Source organism: Thermogemmatispora onikobensis (assembly GCF_001748285.1).
GTDB classification, from domain to species: Bacteria; Chloroflexota; Ktedonobacteria; order Ktedonobacterales; family Ktedonobacteraceae; genus Thermogemmatispora; species Thermogemmatispora onikobensis.
The window spans coordinates 92,791-114,686 of record NZ_BDGT01000002.1 but is presented as its reverse complement, the minus strand read 5'-3'; the positions used below and the strand labels follow the sequence as shown (position 1 = coordinate 114,686).

The 21,896-nt window shown below is 60.0% G+C and carries 18 protein-coding genes; 6 read left to right on the top strand and 12 right to left on the bottom strand.

Translation table 11 applies throughout. The features are described 5' to 3' along the window. Nucleotides 1-23 precede the first annotated feature (23 nt). The 4 genes from BGC09_RS01565 to tal all read right to left on the bottom strand — a co-directional run bounded on the left by BGC09_RS01565 (nucleotide 24) and on the right by tal (nucleotide 6,578). A complete protein-coding gene (locus BGC09_RS01565) occupies nucleotides 24-1,277 on the bottom strand; it encodes a glucose-6-phosphate dehydrogenase assembly protein OpcA (RefSeq protein WP_069801446.1) in 1,254 nt (417 codons plus the stop codon). 470 nt (nucleotides 1,278-1,747) lie between these two features. Beyond that, complete coding sequence (gene zwf / locus BGC09_RS01560) at nucleotides 1,748-3,298, bottom strand: glucose-6-phosphate dehydrogenase (RefSeq protein WP_069801445.1); 1,551 nt, start codon at nucleotides 3,296-3,298, stop codon at nucleotides 1,748-1,750. Nucleotides 3,299-3,690: 392 nt separating this feature from the next. Beyond that, nucleotides 3,691-5,436, bottom strand: a complete 1,746-nt coding sequence (locus BGC09_RS01555) for a bifunctional transaldolase/phosoglucose isomerase (RefSeq protein WP_069801444.1) — start codon at nucleotides 5,434-5,436, stop codon at nucleotides 3,691-3,693. Further along, nucleotides 5,433-6,578, bottom strand: a complete 1,146-nt coding sequence (tal, locus tag BGC09_RS01550; protein ID WP_069801443.1) for a transaldolase — start codon at nucleotides 6,576-6,578, stop codon at nucleotides 5,433-5,435. Before tal ends, BGC09_RS01555 begins: the two co-directional genes overlap by 4 nt. Before the next feature lie 434 nt (nucleotides 6,579-7,012). On the opposite strand from tal, the gene BGC09_RS01545 reads away from it, so the two are divergent. Continuing rightward, complete coding sequence (locus BGC09_RS01545) at nucleotides 7,013-7,915, top strand: isocitrate lyase/PEP mutase family protein (protein WP_069801442.1); 903 nt, start codon at nucleotides 7,013-7,015, stop codon at nucleotides 7,913-7,915. A 127-nt stretch (nucleotides 7,916-8,042) separates the two neighbouring features. Continuing rightward, complete coding sequence (locus tag BGC09_RS01540; protein WP_069801441.1) at nucleotides 8,043-8,465, top strand: GlcG/HbpS family heme-binding protein; 423 nt, start codon at nucleotides 8,043-8,045, stop codon at nucleotides 8,463-8,465. Nucleotides 8,466-8,644: 179 nt separating this feature from the next. Here BGC09_RS01540 and BGC09_RS01535 read toward each other — a convergent pair whose 3' ends face one another. After that, nucleotides 8,645-9,460: a hypothetical protein gene (locus BGC09_RS01535; protein ID WP_069801440.1), complete on the bottom strand. Its 816-nt coding sequence runs from the start codon at nucleotides 9,458-9,460 to the stop codon at nucleotides 8,645-8,647. 331 nt (nucleotides 9,461-9,791) lie between these two features. On the opposite strand from BGC09_RS01535, the gene BGC09_RS01525 reads away from it, so the two are divergent. After that, nucleotides 9,792-10,583 carry a CAP domain-containing protein gene (locus BGC09_RS01525; RefSeq protein WP_141727581.1) on the top strand — a complete coding sequence of 264 codons (792 nt, stop codon included), beginning with the start codon at nucleotides 9,792-9,794 and terminating at the stop codon, nucleotides 10,581-10,583. 190 nt (nucleotides 10,584-10,773) lie between these two features. Here BGC09_RS01525 and BGC09_RS01520 read toward each other — a convergent pair whose 3' ends face one another. Further along, nucleotides 10,774-12,345 carry a carboxypeptidase M32 gene (locus BGC09_RS01520; protein ID WP_084657827.1) on the bottom strand — a complete coding sequence of 524 codons (1,572 nt, stop codon included), beginning with the start codon at nucleotides 12,343-12,345 and terminating at the stop codon, nucleotides 10,774-10,776. A 462-nt stretch (nucleotides 12,346-12,807) separates the two neighbouring features. Between BGC09_RS01520 and BGC09_RS01515 the strand changes: the two genes are divergently transcribed. Next, nucleotides 12,808-13,674, top strand: coding sequence for an EamA family transporter (locus BGC09_RS01515; protein WP_069801436.1), 867 nt, complete (start codon nucleotides 12,808-12,810; stop codon nucleotides 13,672-13,674). Nucleotides 13,675-13,810: 136 nt separating this feature from the next. Here the strand turns inward: BGC09_RS01515 and BGC09_RS01510 are convergent, their stop codons facing one another. The 3 genes from BGC09_RS01510 to BGC09_RS01500 form a co-directional block, all read right to left on the bottom strand. Next, nucleotides 13,811-14,605 (bottom strand): ferritin-like domain-containing protein, encoded by a 795-nt coding sequence (locus tag BGC09_RS01510; protein ID WP_069801435.1) that lies wholly within the window; start codon nucleotides 14,603-14,605, stop codon nucleotides 13,811-13,813. Between the two features lie 370 nt (nucleotides 14,606-14,975). Continuing rightward, the gene (locus BGC09_RS01505; RefSeq protein ID WP_176728815.1) at nucleotides 14,976-15,764 is read right to left on the bottom strand and encodes an anti-sigma factor; all 789 of its coding nucleotides are present in this window, start codon (nucleotides 15,762-15,764) and stop codon (nucleotides 14,976-14,978) included. A 341-nt stretch (nucleotides 15,765-16,105) separates the two neighbouring features. Beyond that, nucleotides 16,106-16,708 carry an RNA polymerase sigma factor gene (locus BGC09_RS01500; RefSeq protein WP_069801433.1) on the bottom strand — a complete coding sequence of 201 codons (603 nt, stop codon included), beginning with the start codon at nucleotides 16,706-16,708 and terminating at the stop codon, nucleotides 16,106-16,108. A gap of 351 nt (nucleotides 16,709-17,059) precedes the next feature. On the opposite strand from BGC09_RS01500, the gene BGC09_RS01495 reads away from it, so the two are divergent. Next, on the top strand, nucleotides 17,060-17,473 hold the full coding sequence (locus tag BGC09_RS01495; protein WP_052888053.1) for a DUF4383 domain-containing protein: 414 nt from the start codon (nucleotides 17,060-17,062) through the stop codon (nucleotides 17,471-17,473). A 240-nt stretch (nucleotides 17,474-17,713) separates the two neighbouring features. Here BGC09_RS01495 and BGC09_RS01490 read toward each other — a convergent pair whose 3' ends face one another. The 3 genes from BGC09_RS01490 to BGC09_RS01480 all read right to left on the bottom strand — a co-directional run bounded on the left by BGC09_RS01490 (nucleotide 17,714) and on the right by BGC09_RS01480 (nucleotide 20,729). Further along, complete coding sequence (locus BGC09_RS01490) at nucleotides 17,714-18,427, bottom strand: YceI family protein (protein WP_069801432.1); 714 nt, start codon at nucleotides 18,425-18,427, stop codon at nucleotides 17,714-17,716. 141 nt (nucleotides 18,428-18,568) lie between these two features. Beyond that, nucleotides 18,569-20,023: a sensor histidine kinase gene (locus BGC09_RS01485; RefSeq protein WP_069801431.1), complete on the bottom strand. Its 1,455-nt coding sequence runs from the start codon at nucleotides 20,021-20,023 to the stop codon at nucleotides 18,569-18,571. Nucleotides 20,024-20,039: 16 nt separating this feature from the next. Further along, complete coding sequence (locus BGC09_RS01480; RefSeq protein ID WP_069801430.1) at nucleotides 20,040-20,729, bottom strand: response regulator transcription factor; 690 nt, start codon at nucleotides 20,727-20,729, stop codon at nucleotides 20,040-20,042. Between the two features lie 666 nt (nucleotides 20,730-21,395). Here BGC09_RS01480 and BGC09_RS01475 point away from each other — a divergent pair. Then, entirely contained in the window at nucleotides 21,396-21,887 is a 492-nt protein-coding gene (locus tag BGC09_RS01475) for an Asp23/Gls24 family envelope stress response protein (RefSeq protein WP_069801429.1), read from the top strand. Nucleotides 21,888-21,896 lie beyond the last annotated feature (9 nt).

The following is a 21,896-nucleotide window of genomic DNA, read 5'->3' as shown; positions in this document are numbered from 1 at the left end:
ATGGCGCCCCCCAGACGCTTCGCTTAAGTCAGTAAGGCCGCCAGTTCCTGCAGAATTCTTTCGAATTGGTCATCATGGCCGGTGATCTCTAGCTCATCGACCAGGAGCTGGCTTTCCTGACGCTGCTCGTTGAGGCTGAGGGTGCGCTGGCGCGGTTGCTCCTGCTCTAGTTCAATGGAGGTCAGCACGTGATCGCTGCTGTCGCCAGGAAGGCGGCTGATGCTGAAGAGCGCCTGCTGGTTCGCCAATCGACTCGTGAGGCGCAGAAGGCAGATGGTACCAGGGGGAACTTCGCCTTCGCGACGCGGGCGGATATCCAGCCGGGTCGGCTGCCCGGCACCATTCTCCAGACACCAGTGATAGGCGCCCGGTGGCAGGCTCTCGCTGCTGCCAGGACAGGAGGCGCTGCAGGCGACGCGACGCCAGGTGAGACGCTCCTTGAGCCAGCTTCCCATCAATAGGGCGCGGGCAGGCTCCTGGAGGCGCTGAGAGCGCCCGCCAGCAGCTGAGATCGCTGGCGACGGCAGGTGATTCTGGTCGTCAGAGGCGCTAAGGACGGCGTGCTCGATTTCGATGCGCTGGATACCTTCAAAGTACGGTCGATACTCCTGGCCGTCGAAGAATTGGGCGACAAGCTGGCGCAGCGGCGTCAGACGTCCCCAGTTCAGGTCGCTGATGGCACAGGCAGGATAAGTCTCTAACAGCGAGGCCAGGCGACGCAGAGCTGGCCCCGGCGCCTGAAAGCTGGCTGAATCGACGATGAGCCGTTGGCTGATAGCAGCCAGCGAACCCAGAGGATCGCCGCTCGCCGGAGGCTCATCAAGCCACCAGAGGTAGATCGGCAGGTCCGGCCTGACCAGCCTTTGCAACAAGGCAGCGCTATGCCCAACAACAGGCCCGGTCAGAAGGGCGGTAATCTGCTCAAAGTGGTGGCGAGTCAGGTCTGAAATGACTGGGAAGCTGCGCAGGGTCACCCAGGTCGCGACCGAGGCCGGTGCGTCGCGATCATCTTCGAGAATGAGAATGATGACACGCGCGATATGCGTGCTCAGCAGATCGCGCAGCAGGTTGCTGGCGTAGCGTGCGCGCGCAACCGATGGCACACAGATCACCAGGTTGAGCACGCTGGTGCGTACGCTCATGTTCTGGCCGATGCGCATGTTATCGGCGGCCATTTTCCAGAGCAAAGCCACTTCTTCCTCTAGATGCTCCCAGGGAATAGCCTTGCCGGCCCACAGCGAGCGTGTCCCCGGGGATAGGTCGAGGTCCACAGTCATTCCAGATCTCCCCTGATAGAGAACGGCATCGTTCCAGGCGACCGACGGACGGGCGGAGGCCGTCCGGCCTGGATCGCGTGCGCTAGCTACTGCAGCTTCTCGTTTGGCTCGTGTTGTGTAAGCGAGGTACCGAAAGGCAAACAGCTCCCTTCAGTACCGTTGAGTGAGCAGGCCCCCCGTGTTATCGGTGCATCGGCTCAGGTCACAGCTTTGCCCACCGTTCCGTTGACCGTCCCCCCTGCTGACCAGCCACGGCAAAATCAGGCCGCGCCGCAGAGGGCGGCGGAGCCAAGATGCAGGCGAGGGTGCGTCAGCCAGTTTCCCACCCAGCTTTTGGGTGACCGACTGGTTGTCTGATTGGTAGCCTCGTTAGCTGGCTGACGCGACAGGCCGGACGGGTAGCCGCGGCCTGGCACGGTGGCGTGGGTCTGAATTGCACCCGCCAGTCTGGGGGCGAGCGCAGGCTCGCGCTAGGGCCGTCGCCAGCGGCGCCCATCACGCCAGATGAATTCGTCGGCAGCCTGGGGTCCCCAGGTGCCTGCCTCATACGGATGAATGGTCTCGCGCGGCGCCTCCGCCCAGGCATCCAGAATGCCCTGGATGAACTCCCAGGCCGCTTCTACCTCGTCACGGCGGGTAAAGAGCGTGGAGTCACCCAGCATGCAATCGAGCAGCAGCCGCTCATAGGCCTCCGGCTGCGGACGCATAAAGGATGAGCCGTAGAAGAAGTCCATGTTGACCGAGCGGATCTGCATCTCGGTGCCCGGCACTTTGGCCCCAAAGCGCAACGAGATGCCTTCGTCTGGCTGGATGCGCAATACGATGACGTTCGGCTCGATTTGCCCTTGAATGTTGCTGCGCTGCCAGAACATCGAAGGCGGCTGCTTGAACTGAATGGCGATTTCAGTGACGCGCTTGGGCAGGCGCTTGCCAGTGCGCAGGTAGAAAGGAACATCGGCCCAGCGCCAGTTGTCAACAAAGACCTTGAGGGCCACATAGGTCTCGGTGGAGGAATCGGGCCGCACACCCGGCTCCTCGGTATAGCCAGGCACCAGCCGCCCGTTCATCCAACCAGCAGTGTACTGGCCGCGAACGGTGTTGAGAAGGGCGTTCTGCCCCTGCAGCGGCTGCAGAGCATGCAGCACTTTGACCTTCTCGTCGCGCACTGCCGTGGCATCAAAGGCAATCGGCGGCTCCATCGCGACCAGGGTCAGCAACTGCATCATGTGGTTCTGGACCATGTCGCGAATAGCACCCGCTTCTTCGTAGTAGGCCGCTCGCCCCTCAAGGCCAATGTTCTCCGCTACGGTGATCTGGACATGGTCCACGTAGCGGCGATTCCAGACCGGCTCGAAGATACCGTTGGCCAGACGGAAAACCAGTATGTTCTGAACCGTCTCTTTGCCCAGGTAGTGGTCGATGCGATAGACCTGCTCCTCTTTGAAGACACGCAGCACCTGCCGGTTCAGCTCGCGAGCCGAGGCCAGATCATGCCCAAAGGGCTTTTCAATGATGATGCGTGTCCAGCCTTTGCGGCTCTTGTTGAGACCAGCGGCGCCCAGGCGCTGGATGATCTCAGGATACTGGCTCGGCGGCGTCGATAGGTAGAAGATGCGGTTGCCACCTGTGCCACGCTCTCGATCCAGCCGGTTGAGCAGGGCATTCAGCTTTTCATAGCCCGCCTGGTTGTGAAAGTCAGACTGCAGGTAGAAGATGCCGGACGCAAAGCTCTCCCAGACCTGCTGATTGATGGGCTTCTGGCGCGAGTACTCGTTGATGGCTTCAAAGGCCTGCTCCCGGAATTGCTCGTCAGTGTAGGGCCGGCGCGCAAATCCTATGACGGAAAAGCCTGCCGGTAGCGGGTGCTCCAGGGCCAGGTTGTAGAGAGCAGGCAAGAGTTTCCGATGGGTTAGATCGCCAGTCGCCCCAAAAATCACCATCGCGCAGGGCTCCGGGCTGTGCTTGATACGCAGCCCCTCGCGTAGGGGATTGGGCGCCTCGACCGCGCTGCGTTGAGGCATCGATGATATTCTCCTGGTCATCACTTGTTCTTGACAGACAATACACACTCTCGACTGAGTTCCAGGTTGCTCATCCGTTGCCGGGTTTGTAACCAGGACCTCTCATCGCCTGTCATCGGCTATATTCATTGTAGTGCAATACTTGCGCAGATTTAAAATCTTCTGAAGATCTTCCCATGTGCCCAGGCCAGGCAGGCTGACAGGCCGACTGAGCCAGGAGGCCGCCCTTGACCCGAGCTAGGGACAGGGACAACGAGCGCCAGGGTGGGAGCCTGAGAAGCCCAGCCTGCCAGGCTGGCAGAGACGGCCTTGCTCCCTCCTCCCGGTCGCTGCCACCAGTCGAGGCGGTGCGGCTCTCCCGTGCGCGCAGATACGCGCTCGTTGATGCCTCCTCAGTGCGAGGGCTGTCCGTCGCCTTGCGTCTCTACGGGGGCCAGCCGTTGTGCAAGGGCCTGCAGGCCGGCAGCCAGATCACCTCCGATAGCAATGCGGATGTTGCGTCGCTCGTGCGCCGAGAGGGCGAAGAGGTCGCCCAAAGCCTGCGCTTCTTTGAGAATACCAAAGGTATAGGACTCGCCCGGAATGGGGACATCCTGCTTCACATCACCGGTGATCTGGATAAACACGCCGTTGTTAGGCCCGCCTTTGTGTAGCTGGCCGGTCGAGTGCAGGAAACGCGGACCATAGCCAAGCGTTGTCGCAACGCGGTAGCGATCGCGCAGGCGCAGACGCAGCGCCTGCAGGGCGCTTTCATTGACTTCGCTACGCTGTACGTAGGCCATGAGGGCAATGTAGTCGCCTGGACGTACCTGATCGAGGAAGGCTTGCAGGTAGCTATCCAGTCCTTCCTTCCCCTCTCCCATCCTTCTGCCGTAGACGCGCAGCGCTCCTTCGCTGATAACTGGCTCTAGCTCGGGAAGCTTCCCTTCCCGACGGAAGCGCTCCAGGAGGCGCGCGGTGTTGTCTTTGCTCTCCTGGACGTTCGGTTGATCGAAGGCGTTGATTTGCAGGAAGATGCCAGCGACCGCTGTGGCTAGCTCCCAGATGAAGAACTGAGCGCCCAGGTCGTAACGGTCGGCCAGCTGGAAGCGCACCAGCGGCTGACCCGCTGCTTGTAGACGCGCCAGACCCTCATCGAGGGCGGCGTTGTCGTCGCCCTCCAGCCGCAGGTAGACGAAGAGACGGTCGTTGCCATAGACAGAGGGAGCTCCCAGGGCTTCCCCTTCGACCGGCAGGAGACCACGCCCCTCTTTACCGGTGCTCTCAGCGATGAGCTGCTCAACCCAGTAGCCGTAGCTGGCAATAGCCGGCGAGAGCACAAAGGTGATCTTGTCGCGCCCTTGTGTGCCCAGGGCCCCTAGCATGGTCCCCAGCCGCAGACCGGGATTGTCCGCGACTGGCTGGCTGGCGCTACAGCGGCTCATGGCTTCTTGGGCACGAGTCAGTAGCTGCTTGACGTCGACGCCAATCAGGGCACCAGGCACCAGGCCGAAGAAGGAGAGCGCCGAGTAGCGCCCACCTATGTCGGGAGGATTGGCGAAGACATGGCGGAAGCGATGGTCATGGGCCAGCCGCTCTAGCGAGGTGCCAGGGTCGGTGATGGCGATAAAGTGCGCGCCGCCCTCGCCACCCAGCTCGCTGACCCGCTGCCAGAAGTAGCGGAAGTGTGAGAGCGTCTCGATGGTCTCGCCCGACTTGGAGGCCACTATGAACAGCGTTTTGCCAGGGTCAATGCGCTCCTCGACGGCGCGAATGGTGTCAGGATCGGTGGTGTCGAGCACAAACAGGTCCAGGTAGCCGGGCGCGACGCCGAAGGTCAGGCGCAGGACCTCGGGGCAGAGGCTGCTTCCTCCCATGCCCAGCAGCACAGCATAGCGATAGCCGTCTTGGCGCACCGCTTCTACGAGGTCCTCGATCTCCTGCAGTCGCTCCTGCATGGTGTTGGCAACGGTCAGCCAACCGAGTCGCTCGCGAATCTCCTGCTGGACGGCACGGTCAGTCTTCCAGAGGCTGGCATCACGTTCCCAGATGCGTCGCGCGACACCCTCGGCGGTGAGTCGCTCCAGTCCCGTACGTACCAGCTCTTGAAGAGCACTTTCGGCCTCAAATTGTGGCTCTGGCTCCTGTTGTGCTGTCACCGCGAAACCTGCCTCTCTTTGAGCGCCTGCTGACGGGCGCGAATGCTATTGAGCAACTGGTGGTAGGAGTCGGCAAACTTCTGCACACCCTCATCGAGCAGCTGCTGAGTCACCGCCTCGTAGGAGATGCCGAGCTGCTCCAGTTCCTTGAACAGTGCGCGCGCGCCATCAAGGTCGTCCTCGATGCTGTAGCGCACTCGCCCATGATCGCGGAACTTTTCGATGGTCTCGTAGGGCATGGTGTCGACTGTGTCGGGGCCAATGAGCTCCTCCGCGTAGAGGACGTCGCGGTAGGCCGGGTTCTTCGTACTCGTGCTGGCCCACAGCGGACGCTGTACATGGGCCCCGAGCTGGCGCAGGGCCGCAAAGCGCGGCGAGCCAAAGATGCGCTTGAATTCCTGATAGACCAGGCGCGCGTTGGCAATGGCCGCCTTCCCCTCCAGGGAGCGGAGCCGGGCCTGCTCGTCAGGGTCGTTGCTCGCCTTGATCTTTTCTTCCAGCAGCTTGTCGACCAGCGTGTCCACACGACTGACGAAGAAGCTGGCGACCGAGGCAATGCTGCTGATGTCCTGGCCTTCGGCGTTGCGATTCTCGAGCGCCGTCAGGTAGGCTTCAGTTACCTCGCGATAGGTCTGGATCGAGAAAATGAGGGTGATGTTGATATTGTAGCCCTCGGTCAGCGCCTGCTGAATGGCGGGCAGCCCTTCAGGGGTGGCCGGGATCTTGATCATGAGGTTCGGTCGATTGACGAGCTGCCAGTAGCGGCGGACCGCGGCCAGCGTCCCCTCGGTATCGTGAGCGAGGTCCGGCGAGACCTCCAGGCTGACGTAGCCGTCAACGCCGGCGCTGCGCTCGTAGATGGGCCGCAGCAGATCGGCAACGGTCTGAACGTCACGCACGACGAGGGCATCGTAGATCTCTTCGACCTCTTTCCCTTCCCGAATCAGCTCCTCGATCTGGGCATCGTAGGCGTGACCACTGCTGATGGCTTTGTCGAAGATGGTGGGGTTGGCTGTGACCCCGGTAATACCGTCTTCCTCCAGGAGACGTTTGAATTCGCCAGATTCAAGCTGCGCCCGGTCAATGTTGTCGTACCAAACACTCTGTCCGTAGTCCTTGAGTTGTAACAAGGGATTTGCCATGCTCTTCTCCTCTGGTCAAGGCTTCTTGCCGTTCTGTGTTTCTACCCCTCTCTTTAGTGGAAAGAGCTTACCGGCCAGTTTTATTCCCACCTGGGAGGGCGCTCTCTCCTTGAGAATGGCTTTGCTCTTCACTGGTCGCTCTGTCTGAGCTTTTATTGTCATCGGTACACTAAGAGGTCGCCTTTTTTATGATAACACCTGCCCCCGCCCGGCGGCAAATATTGACCCGGGCGCGGGCTTTGCCTGCCATCGGCTTTTCTTTTGGCCCGAGCGCGTGCTTGCAGGGAGACAGCTCATGGGCTAACATACACTTGCCAGTAGCGGAGCGGAATGCCAGGTTCCGCTCTGGCCGGGCCGGCTGGTAGGTGCCCACCAGCCACACCGAGCTCCCGCGTACGGGAGGAGACGAGAAGGAAGAAAGGGAGAGAAAGCCCATGCGAGTGACAACGCGCTTGCGTCAGTTATTGGCCGGCCCCGAGCTGGTGGTAGCCCCCGGGGCGTACGATGCTTTGAGCGCGCGACTGATCGCCCAGGCCGGTTTCTCTGCGGTCTATATGACGGGCTTCGGGACGTCAGCAAGCGTGCTCGGCATGCCCGATGTGGGCCTGCTGACAATGAGTGAGATGGTGAGCCGCGCGGCGGCCCTGGCAGCAGTGACCGGCGAGACGCCGCTGATTGCTGATGCCGATACGGGCTATGGCAATCCCCTGAATGTGCGCCGGACGGTACGCGAGTATGAGCGGGCCGGCGTGGCCGGACTGCATCTTGAAGATCAGGTCTGGCCGAAGAAGTGTGGCCATATGGAGGGGAAGCAGGTCATCCCAATGGAGGAGATGGTTCAGAAGGTGCGCGCCGCAGTGGAAGCCCGTCAAGACCCCGATTTTGTGATCATTGCGCGCACCGACGCAGGGGCAGTGCTCGGTTTTGAGGAGGCACTGCGCCGCGGACGAGCTTACCGCGAGGCGGGAGCCGACGTGATCTTCATTGAGGCCCCCCGCACGATGGAGGAGCTGCGAGCCATTGTGCAGGCTTTCCCCGATGTCCCCTTGCTCTTTAATTGGGCCCAGAGCGGCAAGACGCCCCCGCTCTCTTTGAGTGAGATTCGGGAGTTGGGCTTTAAGCTGGTACTTTTCCCCGTTGCCTTGCTTTTTACGGCCACTCATGCCATGCTTCGCCTCCTGGAAGGGCTGAAGCGAGGTGAGACGCCGACGGCTTTCGCAGATCAGTCGGTGAGCTTCCAACAGTTTACCGAACTGGTCGGCCTGCCCTCCATCCAGGAGCTGGAGGCTCGCTATGGGGTGCGTCAGGAGACCGCTCCACACCCCAGGCAGGGCTGAAAGTCAGATCAGGCTTGAGTGAGCATTAGAGAGACACGAGAGACAGGGGCCTATGGCCAGCGCATCAGAGTAGCTGGCTGGCCTGTCCTTGTTGCGATCATCTTGCTGAGAAAGAAAGGAGCCAACGATGGCCGAGAACAGCTTTCAGAAGCCGAGTATTACGATCGAAGCCGCCCATCGCCTTGTCGCCGCCGCAGAGGCGAAAGCTCGTGAAATCGGCGTGCCGATGTGCATCGCTATCTGCGACGCCGATGGTACGTTGAAAGCTTTTAGCCGCATGGATGGGGCCCCACTCTTGAGTGTCCAGATCGCTCAGGATAAGGCCTATACGGCGATCAGCTTTGGAGGCATGGCCACCCATGAGTGGTTTGATTTTATTAGGAATGATCCGCCTTTGCTGCATGGGATCATCAAGACGGATCGCTTGATCGTCTTCGGCGGCGGCTTCGCTATTAAGACCGCTGAGGGGATTATCGGCGGGATCGGCGTCAGCGGCGGGCACTACACCCAGGACATGGAAGTGGCTCAGGCAGCTCTGGCCGCTCTCTAGACCAGCAAAGAGCGGCCCGCTCGCTGTTTACCTCCTGGCTGCTCGCTCTTGTGTGCTCGTCAGCCTTCTTTCTCTGCTTCTGCACCTGGCAGCAGGTCAGAAGACAGGGCGGGGCTGAGCCTGGCTGAGCAGATTCGGCGAAGCAAAGAAGCGCTGATGGCCTTGTCGCTCTGGCCTGGCTAGAGGATGGCCCTCAGCGTTTCTTCGTAGCCAGCTAGCAGGCCAGCCATGTCTCTCAGCAGTTGCCCAATGCTGTGGAGATGGCCAACAATCTCATTGCGCCGCTGAAGATCGCTGCGCAGACCCTCTTCCAGCAGGACGAGAAAGGCCGTGGCATCGGTCAGTCGGCTAGTCAGGACCTGCCTCTGCTCGTCGAGCCGGCGGTGGTCTTCGCGCAAATGCGGCTGACGGAGCACAGGGCCTGGCTGCCGCTCGTTGATCGAGGGATGGAGGCGCTGCAGGCTGGAAAGTTCCTCAGTATGTATGTAGCTGCTCTGCTCGTCAAGAATAGCCGCAAGCGAGCGGCGGAACTCCATAAAGAGACAGTAGAGGTCAGCGGTGAAGGCCCCAATACGCTGGAGAGCAATGCTGAGCTGCTGGTGATCACCCTCTAGATCGAGATCATCACATTCCTGAATGAGGTCCTGAATCTCTTTGAGCGTCGTCAGGGTTTCGTTAAAGCGCGCACTGAGCACCTGGGTGCTGGCCTGGGACGAGTTGATGTGCTCTTGATAGAGCTGGTAGAGAGCGCGCAGGGTCGATTGCTCCTGCGAGGGCCGCCGCGATCCTGGCCCAGCGGAGAACAAGACTTCCTGAGCCGCTCTGGCGGCACAGCCCTGCACTAGCTGTAGCGTCTGATCAATATCGCTGAGCAGTTGCTCGCGCTGGATGGCTGGCAGATCAGGATGATGACGGATCAGGCTGCGACAGTTACATAGGGTGGTAATGGCACGCTCAAAAACACGATCTGTCTGGTCTTGGGTATCTTCGGACATGCCTCGGTTTCCTTCCCATCTGTTACCACAAGCCACGTTTATCCTACAAGAAGAGATGCCTGCCCGAATTGTACTGCTTCGTCTACGGCGTTGTCAACGCGCCCGCTTCTGCCCCCCAGGAGCCGATGGCTGGCTCCCAGCGGACGCGAAGGGCTGAACCTTTCCGCTCCTCTCTCCAGGACTTCAGTACTAGTCATTCTCTGTTCTCCTTGCTTGCTTACTACGTGACGAGCTACCTATGCTACAATTGCTGCCAGACTGGTTCATGATGGCTCAATGCAATGACTTCGCCTCTGGAGAGGTGAGGTGAGCCAGGAGAAGGGAGGATGTTGTGCTGAGCAAGAAGCCATTGGCGCTGCTGTTGCTCTTGCTGCTGATCTGGCTAACGGGATGCGCAAGCGGACCGGCAACAGGACCGGCCTCGTCAGGGAAGGGGTCAACAGCCCAAGGGAGCAGCACACCAACCTTGCAGGGAACACCACAGACGACAGCCACCGTTTCCGGAGGCATGGGAGCCGCTACTCCCATTAGCATTACGGGTCATGGGGAGGCCACAGCAACGCCAGGCGCCACAGCTCGGGGGCACTCGACGCCTTCGCCAGGACCTACTTCTTCGGGCCGCTCTGGCTCTGGCTCCTCAGCCACGCCTGTTCCAACCCTGGCGCCAGGTGGCAGCGGTCCGTATGGAACACCACCCGCGGAGACCAGTCAGGAAAGTCAGCTACGGCAGCAGCTCTTTGCCCTGATCAATCATGATCGGGCCAACCAGGGCTTGCCAGCCTATACCCTGGATGGCACACTCTCTGCTGGCGCCCGCCTGCACAGCTGGAACATGGCGCACTGCGGGCTCAGCCATGCCTGCCCTGGCGAAGCCGCTCCTTGCGACCGCATCAGCGCCGAGGGGATCACCTGGAATGTGTGCGGGGAGAATGTGGGCTATGCTTCAGCCTCACCCGATGCCTGGGGCGGGGTGCAGCTTATCGAGAGCAGCATGCTCAACGAGCAGCCCCCCAATGACGGACACCGTCGCAATCTGCTCAGTAGCTCCTTCCACCGCGTTGGTATCGGCATCTATCTCGATAGCCAGGGCTACGTTTGGGTGACTGAAGATTTCACCAATTAGGACTGAAACCCTCTCTCTTCCCACTAAGACAGGCAAGCAGGGCTGCTGCAAGGAAGGAGGCTGATCCACTACCCTCGCAGCAGCCCTGCCCGGCTTTGTTGAGTTGGTATGAAGGCTGGCTGGCTTCTTTCTTCGGGAGTGCGCTGACCGGTCGCTGTCAGGCACTACGAGCCAGCGAACCGTGATGGCCTCAGCTGATCAGTTCATAGAGACGGCCAAATTTCTCATTGAGATAGCGGGCAAAGTAGCGTGCATCGGGCGCTTCACCCGTTACACGCCGAATGAGATCTTCAGGCAGGTAGATCATGCCATAGATATACATATGTTGGCGTAGCCAGTCAAGAATAAAAGACGTGTCGCCTCCCGCCAGCCGCTCGTCGAAGTCCGGGAAGATCTGGCGCAGCGTATAGTAGATCTGGGCTGCATAGAGGTTGCCGAGCGTATAGCTGGGGAAGTAGCCAAAGCCGCTTGTCCAGTGGACATCTTGCAGGACGCCGTTCGTATCGCTATCCGGCTCGATCCCGAGATACTCACGATAGCGGGCGTTCCACAGACGCGGCAGGGACTCAACGGCCAGCCCTCCATTGATGAGTTCACGCTCTAGCTCGTAGCGGATAATGATATGCAGATTATAGGTAACTTCGTCGGCCTCAATGCGGATCAGGCTCGGCTCTACTTTGTTGAGAGCGCGCGAGAAGGTGACGGCATCGAGGGCCGCAAAGTGCTCGGGGAAGGCCGCACGCAGCAGGTGGAAGTGGCCTCGCCAGAACGGCTCGGAGCTGCCAATGTAGTTTTCCCAGAGACGGGACTGCGATTCGTGCACACCCATCGAGGCCCCTCCTGCCAGGGGAGTGCGCAGGAGGGTGGGGGCACACCCCTGCTCATACAGAGCATGGCCGCCTTCATGAATCGTGGCCATGACCGCTGAGGCGATAAAGTTTTCCTGGGGATGAATGGTCAGGCGCACATCAACCGGGCTGCCAAAGCTGGTGGTGAATGGGTGCGGCGAATGGGCCAGGCCACCACGCTTGAAATCGTAGCCCAGGGCCTGCAGGAAACGCTTGCAGAGGGCATCTTGCTGCTCCACGGGAAAGTGTCCATACAGACAGGAAGCATCGAGGCTGTGCCCACCTTCCTGAATGCGCTTGAGTAAGGAGAGGCTAACCTCGCGCACCGGGGCAAAGAGGGCATCGAGCTTGCGCACAGTCAGACCTGGCTCGAAGAGGTCCAGCAAGGCATCGTAGCGCGTCTCGCGATAGCCATAGCGATCGGCGACCTCGCGCTGGAGAGCTACCGTGCGGCTCAGCCAGGGTGCAAAGCTGGCAAAGTCGTTTTGTTCGCGCGCCCGCCGCCAGGCTTCAAAACTGGCAGCCTCGACGCGAGCCATCTCCTCGACGAGCGCACGAGGAAGGCGCGTGGCTTTTTCATGTTCGCGCCGCGCTTCGCGCACCAGGGCCCGATCGGCATCTGTGAAAGGCTCGTGCTCAACTACCTTTTCCAGCCTGGCTATCAGGCGTCCCAGCTCGGGGGCAGTCCAGCGCTCATGCAGCACGCCCTGCAGGGTCGCCAGTTGGACCCCACGCACATCTCCCGCTTCTTCCGGCAAGGCCGTATTCTGGTCCCAGGCCGCCAGCGCCCCAAGCGCCGCCAAGTCAGAGATCTCCTGCAGATAGCCTAGCAGAGCATTGATCTCCTCATGCGAGCGTGTGAATTCCGGCATCAGCGCTTTTTGTTCTTGCTGTGCATGCGATGACGACGACATAGATACGATCTTCTCCTCAAATCCACAGAATCGCAATCAGCTGCTAACGAGAGAGATGAGATGCGATGATAGACGATGTGGCACCCTGCTCGTCGGGAGAGTGGCATCGCTCTTCAGGGCATGCTAACAGCATAGCACAGAGGGGCAATGAAGCAGAAGGGGTGCCGAGTTCGCGCCGACGCTCTGCCGGACGGCATAGTCACCAGAGAGACTGGACGTGGTGCTGCCCGAGGGCTATACTGGTGATGCCACTCTGCCCCTTGAACGAAGGGCCAGCCCAGTCCGGCCTTGCCCGTTCTGACCGGCGAGCGTCAGATCGCTGAGCCAGAGGACGGCCAGCCTGGTCATGGCCCTCTGAGGTGCTGACGCGGGTGGCGACGCCAGCCTTACTGACGCCCTCCGCTTCAGGTGAAGCAGGCAGAGTCGCACCACTTCTTGCCGCGCCAGGAGCGACCGTGAGCAATGAGTATCCAGGTCCTCGCGCTCTTAGTCTGTGCTGGCCTCATGCACAGTAGCTGGAATCTCCTTTCGAAGGGGGGAAAGGATCGGCAGGTTTTCATCTGGCTAGCGATCTGTTCCGCTTCTCTGCTTTGCTTGCTGCCATTTCTGTTGCTTTATCATGCGGTGTCGCCCCATGTCTGGCCGCTGATTGCTCTTTCAGCAGCGTTGGAGGCCACTTACTACTTGCTGCTGGGAGCTGCCTATCGTTACGGCGATCTTTCGCTGGTCTATCCTTTGGCGCGTGGCAGCGCTCCGCTGTTTGTGACCGTGATTGCCCTCCTGGCTCTGGGCGAGCACCTGTCGTTTGTTGGGGGCGTAGGTATCCTCTTGATCGTGAGTGGAATCTACGTGGTGCACCTGCGCGCTTTTGCCTGGCGCGAGCTGACCGCGCCGCTGCGGCGGCTACGCGAACCGGCAGCTTTGCTGGCCCTGCTCTGTGGCTTGAGTATCGCCGGCTACTCGACGGTTGATAAGGTCGGTTTGCGCTACGCTGCGCCTCTCACCTATATCTATCTCGTTTTCGTGCTCTCGGCTCTCTATCTGCTCCCTTACATGCTCCTGACCCGCCGCGCAGCGGTGCAGGCTGAATGGCAGACCCATGCCCCGCGGATCGTGCTGGCCGGCGCCCTGGCCCTGCTCTCTTACCTGCTGGTCCTTTTCGCCCTTCGGCAAACGCAGGTCAGCTATATTGCGTCCGCGCGCGAACTCTCGGTTGTCTTTGCCGCTCTGATGGGTACGGCTATCCTGCACGAGTCCTTTGGGAGGCAGAAAGTGGTCGGCTCGCTGCTGATCTTCGCCGGCATTCTGTGCATCGCTCTCCAGCCATGAGACCCAGGGACCACAACAACGAGGGAAGGAGCAGCGAGCGCGCCCGCCCGCTAAAATAACGGGCGCAGATTCTCGCCGCCCCAGTCAGTGCACAGTGGCCAGTGCTCCAGACAGCTAGCGTAGCCAGCAATGCCCCCTAGGAGCAGGCCACAGCGTACGGCGTACGGTAGGTCACGCCGCGATCGGTAGTGTCAACGGGATGATAGACGAAGCGGTTGCCAGGACGGGGATTGAGGTAGCCGGCTTTTTGGACCAGGGCCGGTGCATCACCGACCTTGGCAACCAGTACGGGCGAGAAAGCCCAGTTGTCGGCAGGGTCAAGCCGCCCGATAAAGCGCCCAAGGGCCCGATGCTCGGCCTCAACAGTGGCGATCTGGGCCGCAATCTGGGCCAGATCCGGGCGATTCTGCTGGGCCAGCTCACGCACCGCAGAGAGGAAGGCAGAGTCAAAGACTCCCTCTAACTGCTGCTGGGTCTCAATGAAGAGACGCAGATTCTCGAAGGTCTCCTCTCCGTGGGGAAAGCTGAATTCGCTGGTGAGGACATCGCCCCCCGCCTGGGCAAAGAAGTTCTCGTGAATCTGCTCTTCGATGAGGGCCGCCTCCAGAGCAGCAATCTCACGCCAGGTGAGGCCGAGGCGATAGGCGCGCCGCAGCCCATTGCTATAAAAGGTCACGGCCAGGCGCTCGGCAGTGCGCGCAATGGTAAAAATATCTTTGATAGGTGTGACACAACTATTGCTTGCCGAAGAGGCAGCATGAGCTACCTGCCCCAGGAAAGCGCTGCTGACAGTCGTAGAAAGGGCGGTTCCCAGACCAGCCCCAGCCACCGCGCCGAGAGCTACTCCTTTCAGAAGGGCACGCCGGGCCGCTTCCGGCTGCGGCGATCCAGACTTCAGCTCTGGCGTCGGTATCTCTCTTACCTCATCCATTGTTCCATACTCCTTGCGTCGTTCTCACTTCGTTTGGCTGCTGTCAGTTGGTCGGACGGTTGAGCGAGGAGGAGAGGGAAGCACAGGCCAGTCCCTCAACCAACCTGCCCACCCCGATCGGAGAGAGGAGGCTGTGAGGAAAGACAGGCGCGGGCACCATTGATGCACCCCTCGCCTGGGCTAGAGGCAGGCTGAACTACAGCGTGTGCCGCCGACCGGGTAGCAGAATGGCTCGAAGTAGAGCGAAACCTGCTATCCTTCTCCTCCTCGAATCACCTATACGCTGATTTCCCTCGCTTAGATTACTCCCTCCAGAGACACTATCACCTGAAAGATCGATAGATACTACTGAAGGATGGTTTTCCATTACTCAATGATAATTTGCTGCAGGATTTATCAGCGTACCGAGAGCTACGACAGGACCTTTTGGTGCCTCAATGCTAGGCTGGGGACCGTTTTCGAGGCTGATGGCCAGGCTATCGTAGCCGGTCAGCGGCCCTTGAAAGTTGAGAGTGGCCACGCCGTTTTCAACCGTCAGCAGACCAATACTGGTCGGATGTTGATGACGCAGGAGCCACCCCTGATAGACGTGGGTGCCCTCTAAAGGGGGGAGTCCATAGACCACAACCACGGTGACCTGCTGGCGGGGAAAGTACATGACTTCGCCACGAGCTGAGCTGGCCAGAGCAGTGCCACGGAGCGAATAGACCACGGGGGCCTCCGGGCTGCCCAGCAGCGCTACCTGCTGCTGTAGACGGCTGAGTTGCTGTTGCAGCGAGATATTCCAGGCGAAGGTTCCGCCCAGGAGAGACAGCAACAGGACTGCCACAGCGGCCAGTGCGGCCCAACGCCAGCGCTGGCCTGCTCTCCGCTGCAAGTAGCTTCCAGCTTGAGAAGGCAGGGCAGGCTGCATCTGGCCTGAGCGCTGCTGTTGGGCCTGTTCTTCGATGCGCGCGAGAATGCGCTCCTTCACACGCGGTGAGGGTTCGACCGGAGGAACGGTGAGGGGAAAGAGCTCCACGACGCTGCGCAACTGCTGCAGCGCGCGCGAGCACTTCGGGCACTGGGCCAGATGCTCATCAGCAGCACGTCGTTCCTCTTCTGTTAGCGCGTCAAGGGCATAGGCGCCGGAAAGCTCTTCGAATTCCTGGCAGTTCATAAGGGGCTCCGTCTCCATTGCACTCTCTTCCAGGGGCGACCCGCTCCCTTGTATTGTAACGCTCCCTGTCAGCGTGCCCAGCCTGGGCAGGGTGGTCTCTGTTCACAGACAGCGCTGGTCTTGCCCTCGATTGACGTGAGCAGCATAGCAGTTAGCCGCCTCCAGTATTCTCCTTTTCTCGCAGTGGTATCGGACTGGAGAGAGGGAGGTCGCTACGGCCTGTTGCGGGCAATCAGCAAGGCGAGCGCCTGACGTGGGACCCGGGTAGCGAGCGGGCGCGCCACAGGATAGATGGGGCCTGACCTGGCGAGCTTCTATCTTGCCTGTCTGGATGCAGTGCGCTAGCCTTCGATAGTGCCGAGTCGTTCAAGAATACTGCGCAGGCGCATCAAGCCCAGGCGCATGCGCGCCTTGACCGTGCCCAGGGGAAGGCCATAAGCGCGGGCAATTTCGGAGTGGGTCCAGCCCTCGAAATAGGCCAACTCAATGACCAGGCGCTGCTCGCTGGAGAGCAGCGCGAGCGCCCTACGTAGCTGTGCTCCCTGGACAGAGCGCCAAACCGCATCCCAGGCATCGGCAGAGACCATTTCCTCGCTGGTGGCAGCATCTTCCAGCGGCATCCCGCGCAGCTCAGCGTGAGTGCGCAGGCGACGCAGGTAATCGATCGCCCGGTGGCGCATGATCGAGATCAACCAGTTCTGGACCGAGCCCATGCGCGATGAGTAGCTGCCGGCGTTCTGCCAGACCGCCAGAAAGGCTTCTTGGAGCAGGTCCTCAGCAACCTGATGATCCTTGATCATGCGATACGTTATTGAGTAGAGCAGGCGATGGTAACGCTCATAGAGCATTTCTAAAGCCCAGACCACGCCGAGGGAAATCGCCCGCACGAGCGTTTCATCGCTCAGCTCTTCCACAGGGATCTGCGGGGGCCTTGCTCTGGGCATAGAGCCAGAAGCCTTCCCATCCGAACCCTGCCCCTCCTTCTTCCCCGATGCACTCATTGCACTCCACGGTCCTCGTCGCAAGCAAAAGATCCAGAGGCCACTACAGAGGCCATTATAGGCATGACAGCAAGTCACAAGCCACGCCGCCGCTCTATCACAGGCTCTCTCTGCGATGGATACGCAAAAGATGGCCTTCTGGATCTCTCTTGTTGTTGCCCACCAGGAATGAGTGTGACAACCCGGCTCGGCTGGGCCTGCTGACCTCTCTCTATCCCCGGAGAGCCCCAGGTGCGAGGTAATCCGCCAGCCTCACTATCACGTAGCCTCTTTGCAGAAAGGAGGTTCTGCCTCATGAGACAGTTTGATCTTGCTCGTGGTTTCGCTCTGGTCATCGGGATCGTTTTCTTGCTGGTTGGCATCCTTGGCTTCATTCTGAACCCGACCGAGGGGGCGCTTCTGGGCATCTTCGCGGTCAATATCGAGCACAACGTCATCCATCTGCTCGTAGGTATCCTGGGCATTGCGGCGGCCTTTACAGGCTGGTCACGCCTCTACGCTCAGGCACTCGGAATCGTCTACTTGCTGGTCGGCATTCTGGGCTTCATTCCGGGCCTCGCTCCCGACGGAATGCTGCTCGGCCTCGTCCATATCAACCTGGCCGATAATCTGCTCCATCTGGTTGTTGGGGCTGCCGCGGCCATCGTTGGCTTCCTGCCGCTCGGCCGCCAGGCCATGTCGGGCGAGAGTTACGGGAGAGTGCGCTAATCTGCCAGTCCTGTCCTGATCTGACAGCCTGCCACCCGCAGGCTACGGCTTGCTTCCCTCCATTGAATGGCCAGGGCGTGCACGGACCAACCTCTCTTCTCTAGGTCCGTGCACGCCCTGCCTTTCGCCCCCGCTCCCGGGATCAGCTCAGCGCTTAGCGCCTCGCTGGCCTCCTGCCCCCGCTGTTACGCCTTACCTCTGCTACTTCCAGCCCCAGGAGGGTCCCTCTCTCGCGCCCACTCAGCTCCCAGTGGCGCGGGCGGTAAAGGTGATGCTAAGCGTCACCTGGTTTTCGGAAATGGCAATGTTGGCCAGATTCGGCGGCTGAATGCCGAAGTCTGTCATATAGATTGTCGTGGTCGCCGTGCCCGTAATGGTGTTGCCGCTGAGTTTGCCCTGGACATCGAATGTAGCACGGTTGGTCTTGCCATGCATGGTCAGGTTGCCGATCAGCTTGAAATGAACATTCTGGCCATCGCTGTAGCTGGCAGGCAAGCCCTGAGAGAGGACGGAGACAAAGGTCGCATAGGGATACTGATCGGTCTGGAGAGCATTGCGCTGCACATAGTTGTCGCGTCGCGGCGAATCGGTTTGCAAGGTTCGCAGATCGACGGTGATCTTCATGTTGCCGATGAGCGGCGAAGGATCGGTACGCACGCCAAAGCTGCCCTGGACCGTATGGGTTGTGCCGACAACTTTGTTATGCGGCTTGTTCTCAATAATGAGGTTCTCATACACGCTGTAGCTTGCCGTGGTCTGATCGGGCACAATCTGGAAGGTGCGTAGCCCTGAGATCGTGGTCGGCGTCCCTGTGACGCTGATCGGTCCCGCCGCCTGATGCGGCTGGTTGACGCTATTGGCAAAATGCTGGGTATAGACCAGAAAGCCGCCAACAAGGACGGCAATGACCACCACCACGAGCACAACTGCAACGATGATGCTCTTCCTTTTCATAGTTCCTCCCTATGGAAGCAAAGTCTATCTTCTACAATTGTCCTGCTCTCTATCTTTTACGTTGGGTAGTTGCGTTGTTTACAGGACCAGGAGAGAAAACTCCTTACGAGGAGAAGCGCTTCCTTAGCAACTGAGACCGGTTCAGCGCGCATGTGATTGCTGGTCACCAGACGTTGCTCTTCCGAGGTAGATGGGCTGGTGCTCGAGCGTCTCAACATGCCCACTGCGAGCTAAGGGCAGGCTGAGCGTTGCCACGGTACCTTGACCGGGGATGCTGGCCAGCGTCAGTTGGCCACGATGCAGCCTGGCAATGCCACGGGCAATCGAGAGGCCCAGGCCAGTGCCTCCCGCTTCGCGCGAGCGGGCCTTGTCAACGCGATAGAAACGCTCTCCCAGGTGCGGCAGATGTTCCGGTGGAATGCCAATGCCAGTATCACAAACTTCCAGTAAGGCTCTCCTGTCGCGCTCTAGCGTGCGGATGCGGATGCTGCCGCCCTGGCGATTGTACTTGAGAGCGTTGTCCAGGAGAACCAGAACGGCCTGTTCGAGCAGGAGGGGATCACCAATTACATAGGGCTGACCGTGGTGCTCTTCCTCTACTCGGATGGCCCGCTGCGAGGCGAGGGCGCGAATGCGTCGCGCTCCATTATGGGCAAGAGCCGCCAGGTGAACGACCTCGTGCTCCCGATGGAGCTGTCCGCTGTCGAGGCGAGCCAGGGTGAGCAGGTTGTTGGCAATAGCCGCTAGATGGTTGGTTTCAGTGACAATATCCTCTAAAAGAGCAGCGTCCTCCCCCTGGAGACGCTCGCGACTACGCAGCAAGACTTCAGCATCGGCGCGCAGAAGGGTAAGAGGCGTACGCAGTTCATGCGAGGCGTCAGCGATGAAACGTTGCTGATTGGCCCAGGCCAGCCGCGCCGGAGCCAGGGCCCGGTTAGCCAGAAAGAGACCGCCGAGGCCTGCTCCGACCAGGCTCAAGGCCCCAAGACAGAGCAGGAGGATTAGCAGCAATGAGAGGGCATTTTCTTGAGCCTGGATGGATTCGCCAACCAGAACGACGCCCACGACTCCAGAGCCGTCGGCACTGGGTACCGCCTGCGCATAACGGTAGATGGCTCCGAAGGACTGGCCTCCGTCCACGATGTCGCTGGCATTCCCTTGCTGGATCGCCCGCTGCACAAGACCGCCGCTGAGCAGACCCGGCGGCAGCTGAGTGGCACCGACAACAAGAGGATGGCCTTGAGCATCAAAGCACTGTACCCATTCCATGACCGGGCCTTGTTTGCCAGGCGCCGGAAAGGGATTGTCCGGCATGGGAGAGGCGCAGGCACGGTCAATGTGCCCTGCAAGCCATTGCGCAGCATGCACGCGAGCATACTGCTGAGCCGAGTCTTCCAACGGCTGCAGGAGAAAATAATTGGCCCCAAAGTAGAGCGCAACTCCAAAGAGGATAAGCGCCGCTCCCAGGACACCGCAATACCAGAGTGTCAGGCGCGTGCGTAGACCACGGAAGAGGCTCGCTCCCGCTTCTTCAACCAGCAGCCGGCGGCCTGTTCGCCTCAAGAGGCCGCCTATCCATCTGGGTCCTTGGAACATAGCACTATCCTCGCTCTTACTTACCGCTCTCCCGCGCTTCGATTTTATAGCCCACACCACGCACGGTTTTAATCAAGGGATAGTCAAAGCCCTGGTCGATCTTCTCACGCAAGTAATGGATATAGATATCAACAACATTGGAGAGCGCATCAATATCATACCGCCAGACCGCATTGATGATCTGGGTGCGACTCAGTACCTGACCAGGATGACGCATCAGGTACTCCAGAAGGGCGAACTCTTTCGCTGTCAATTCAATGACCCGTCCCGCGCGGCGGGCCTCGTGACGCACCAGGTCGAGAGTCAGGTCCCCAACGCTCAGCTGTAAGTTATCGTCGAAGCGACGATCGCGCCGCCGCAGTAGGGCGTTGATGCGGGCCAGCAGCTCGGCCATCGCGAATGGTTTAGTCAGATAGTCGTCGGCTCCCACATTCAGGCCGGTCACCCGATCCTCAATGGCACCGCGCGCCGTGAGCATCAGCACTGGCGTGGTAACGTGCTCGGCCCGCATTTGTCGACAGATCTCCAACCCATCGATGCCCGGCAGCATCAGATCAAGAATGACGACGTCGTAGGTGTCGGAAAGTGCCAGATCAAGACCGCTCTGACCATCATGAGCCAGATCTACCGTGTGTCGCTCTTCCTGCAGCACACGGCGCAAGAGATAGGCCAGACGCTTCTCATCTTCAATGACAAGAATATGCATGCCTTCGTCCCCCGAATGCTCGCGCTCGTCAGTGCACGAGGGCAGGGCCCCACCTCACAGGATGGACGCTTCCCTGACCTCGCTCTCTTTCCTTCTCTCCTTCCCTCCCAGCCCATAGCCCCGCCCCTTCCGACCCATCCGATACTGCTGCCTGTCGCCCAGGATCGCCCAGGCCATAGAACAGGAGAAGCAGGCTGTCTGCCTGAAAGAGCAGAGGAAGAGGTCAACGGCGCGTTCCCGGAATCTGCCCTTCTCAGCATAGCAGCTCTTTATGAGAATTTGATTGGAAAATTGTCTGAGCCTTGTTCACCTCAACCGTCATCAGTTTCTCCTGGCGTCTGCTCTTTTGCTCGCGGCAGAAACGCAGAACCGGGACAGGCCGTGTTTGTTTCTGGAGTCCCTCTTGCGGCGGGGAGCTGGCTCCTGTAGACCGACAACAGAGAGAGGGGAGGCGTGACTTTTTGAAAGTTCTGCCGTCTCTCTCTTTCGGCAGTAGACATTCGCATCCTCTCTATCATAAAGATGAGAGCAGCCTGAGAGGCTCTTTTCGTTAGCCAGCTTCCTTTTGCTCAGGACTCGAGCAACCTGGAAGAGCACAACAGGAACCAGAAGTTTCAGGAAGAAAACAGACAGCGACTTTTTCTACGATTAAAGGAGGTTATAGAGATGGCAGATCGTCCTAATGAACAGACGACCGCAACAGCAACGGCGACACAGCAGAGTCCGATTCGCGGCGTGGCCCCGGCGACGACGGGGCGGGGCCTGGAGGCAGTGACTCCGCAGGGGAAGACCTCTATTGCCGATAACGTCGTAGCCAAGATCGCAGGCATTGCTGCCCGCGAGATTGAGGGGGTACACGAGCTTGTGCCCGCCGGAGCAGGGGCCGCCATTGCCGGTCTGGCCAGCCGCGTCACCGGTGGAGATACGCGCTCGCTCGGCGTCAATGTCGAGGTTGGGCAGCAGGAGGCGGCCATCGATCTGAATATGGTGGTCGACTACGGTGTGAGCATTCCTCAGGTGGCGGCGGCAGTGCGCCAGAATATCATCAATCGGGTAGGGGCCATGACCGGTCTTACGGTCAAAGAAGTGAATATCGCGGTGACCGATCTCTACTTCCCTGAAGAGCAGGCGCGTCCGAGCCAGGCGCGTGTACAATAGCAGAGAGGA

What these genes read in the sequence shown, in the direction of transcription:
- BGC09_RS01565 (WP_069801446.1), bottom strand. Translation starts at nt 1,277, where the DNA reads ATGACTGTGGACCTCGACCTATCCCCGGGGACACGCTCGCTGTGGGCC.
- zwf (WP_069801445.1), bottom strand. Translation starts at nt 3,298, where the DNA reads ATGCCTCAACGCAGCGCGGTCGAGGCGCCCAATCCCCTACGCGAGGGG.
- BGC09_RS01505 (WP_176728815.1), bottom strand. Translation starts at nt 15,764, where the DNA reads ATGAACTGCCAGGAATTCGAAGAGCTTTCCGGCGCCTATGCCCTTGAC.
- BGC09_RS01495 (WP_052888053.1), top strand. Translation starts at nt 17,060, where the DNA reads ATGAGACAGTTTGATCTTGCTCGTGGTTTCGCTCTGGTCATCGGGATC.
- BGC09_RS01490 (WP_069801432.1), bottom strand. Translation starts at nt 18,427, where the DNA reads ATGAAAAGGAAGAGCATCATCGTTGCAGTTGTGCTCGTGGTGGTGGTC.
- BGC09_RS01540 (WP_069801441.1), top strand. Translation starts at nt 8,043, where the DNA reads ATGGCCGAGAACAGCTTTCAGAAGCCGAGTATTACGATCGAAGCCGCC.
- BGC09_RS01520 (WP_084657827.1), bottom strand. Translation starts at nt 12,345, where the DNA reads ATGTCGTCGTCATCGCATGCACAGCAAGAACAAAAAGCGCTGATGCCG.
- BGC09_RS01545 (WP_069801442.1), top strand. Translation starts at nt 7,013, where the DNA reads ATGCGAGTGACAACGCGCTTGCGTCAGTTATTGGCCGGCCCCGAGCTG.
- BGC09_RS01500 (WP_069801433.1), bottom strand. Translation starts at nt 16,708, where the DNA reads ATGCCCAGAGCAAGGCCCCCGCAGATCCCTGTGGAAGAGCTGAGCGAT.
- BGC09_RS01480 (WP_069801430.1), bottom strand. Translation starts at nt 20,729, where the DNA reads ATGCATATTCTTGTCATTGAAGATGAGAAGCGTCTGGCCTATCTCTTG.
- BGC09_RS01510 (WP_069801435.1), bottom strand. Translation starts at nt 14,605, where the DNA reads ATGGATGAGGTAAGAGAGATACCGACGCCAGAGCTGAAGTCTGGATCG.
- BGC09_RS01515 (WP_069801436.1), top strand. Translation starts at nt 12,808, where the DNA reads ATGAGTATCCAGGTCCTCGCGCTCTTAGTCTGTGCTGGCCTCATGCAC.
- BGC09_RS01485 (WP_069801431.1), bottom strand. Translation starts at nt 20,023, where the DNA reads ATGTTCCAAGGACCCAGATGGATAGGCGGCCTCTTGAGGCGAACAGGC.
- BGC09_RS01475 (WP_069801429.1), top strand. Translation starts at nt 21,396, where the DNA reads ATGGCAGATCGTCCTAATGAACAGACGACCGCAACAGCAACGGCGACA.
- BGC09_RS01535 (WP_069801440.1), bottom strand. Translation starts at nt 9,460, where the DNA reads ATGTCCGAAGATACCCAAGACCAGACAGATCGTGTTTTTGAGCGTGCC.
- tal (WP_069801443.1), bottom strand. Translation starts at nt 6,578, where the DNA reads ATGGCAAATCCCTTGTTACAACTCAAGGACTACGGACAGAGTGTTTGG.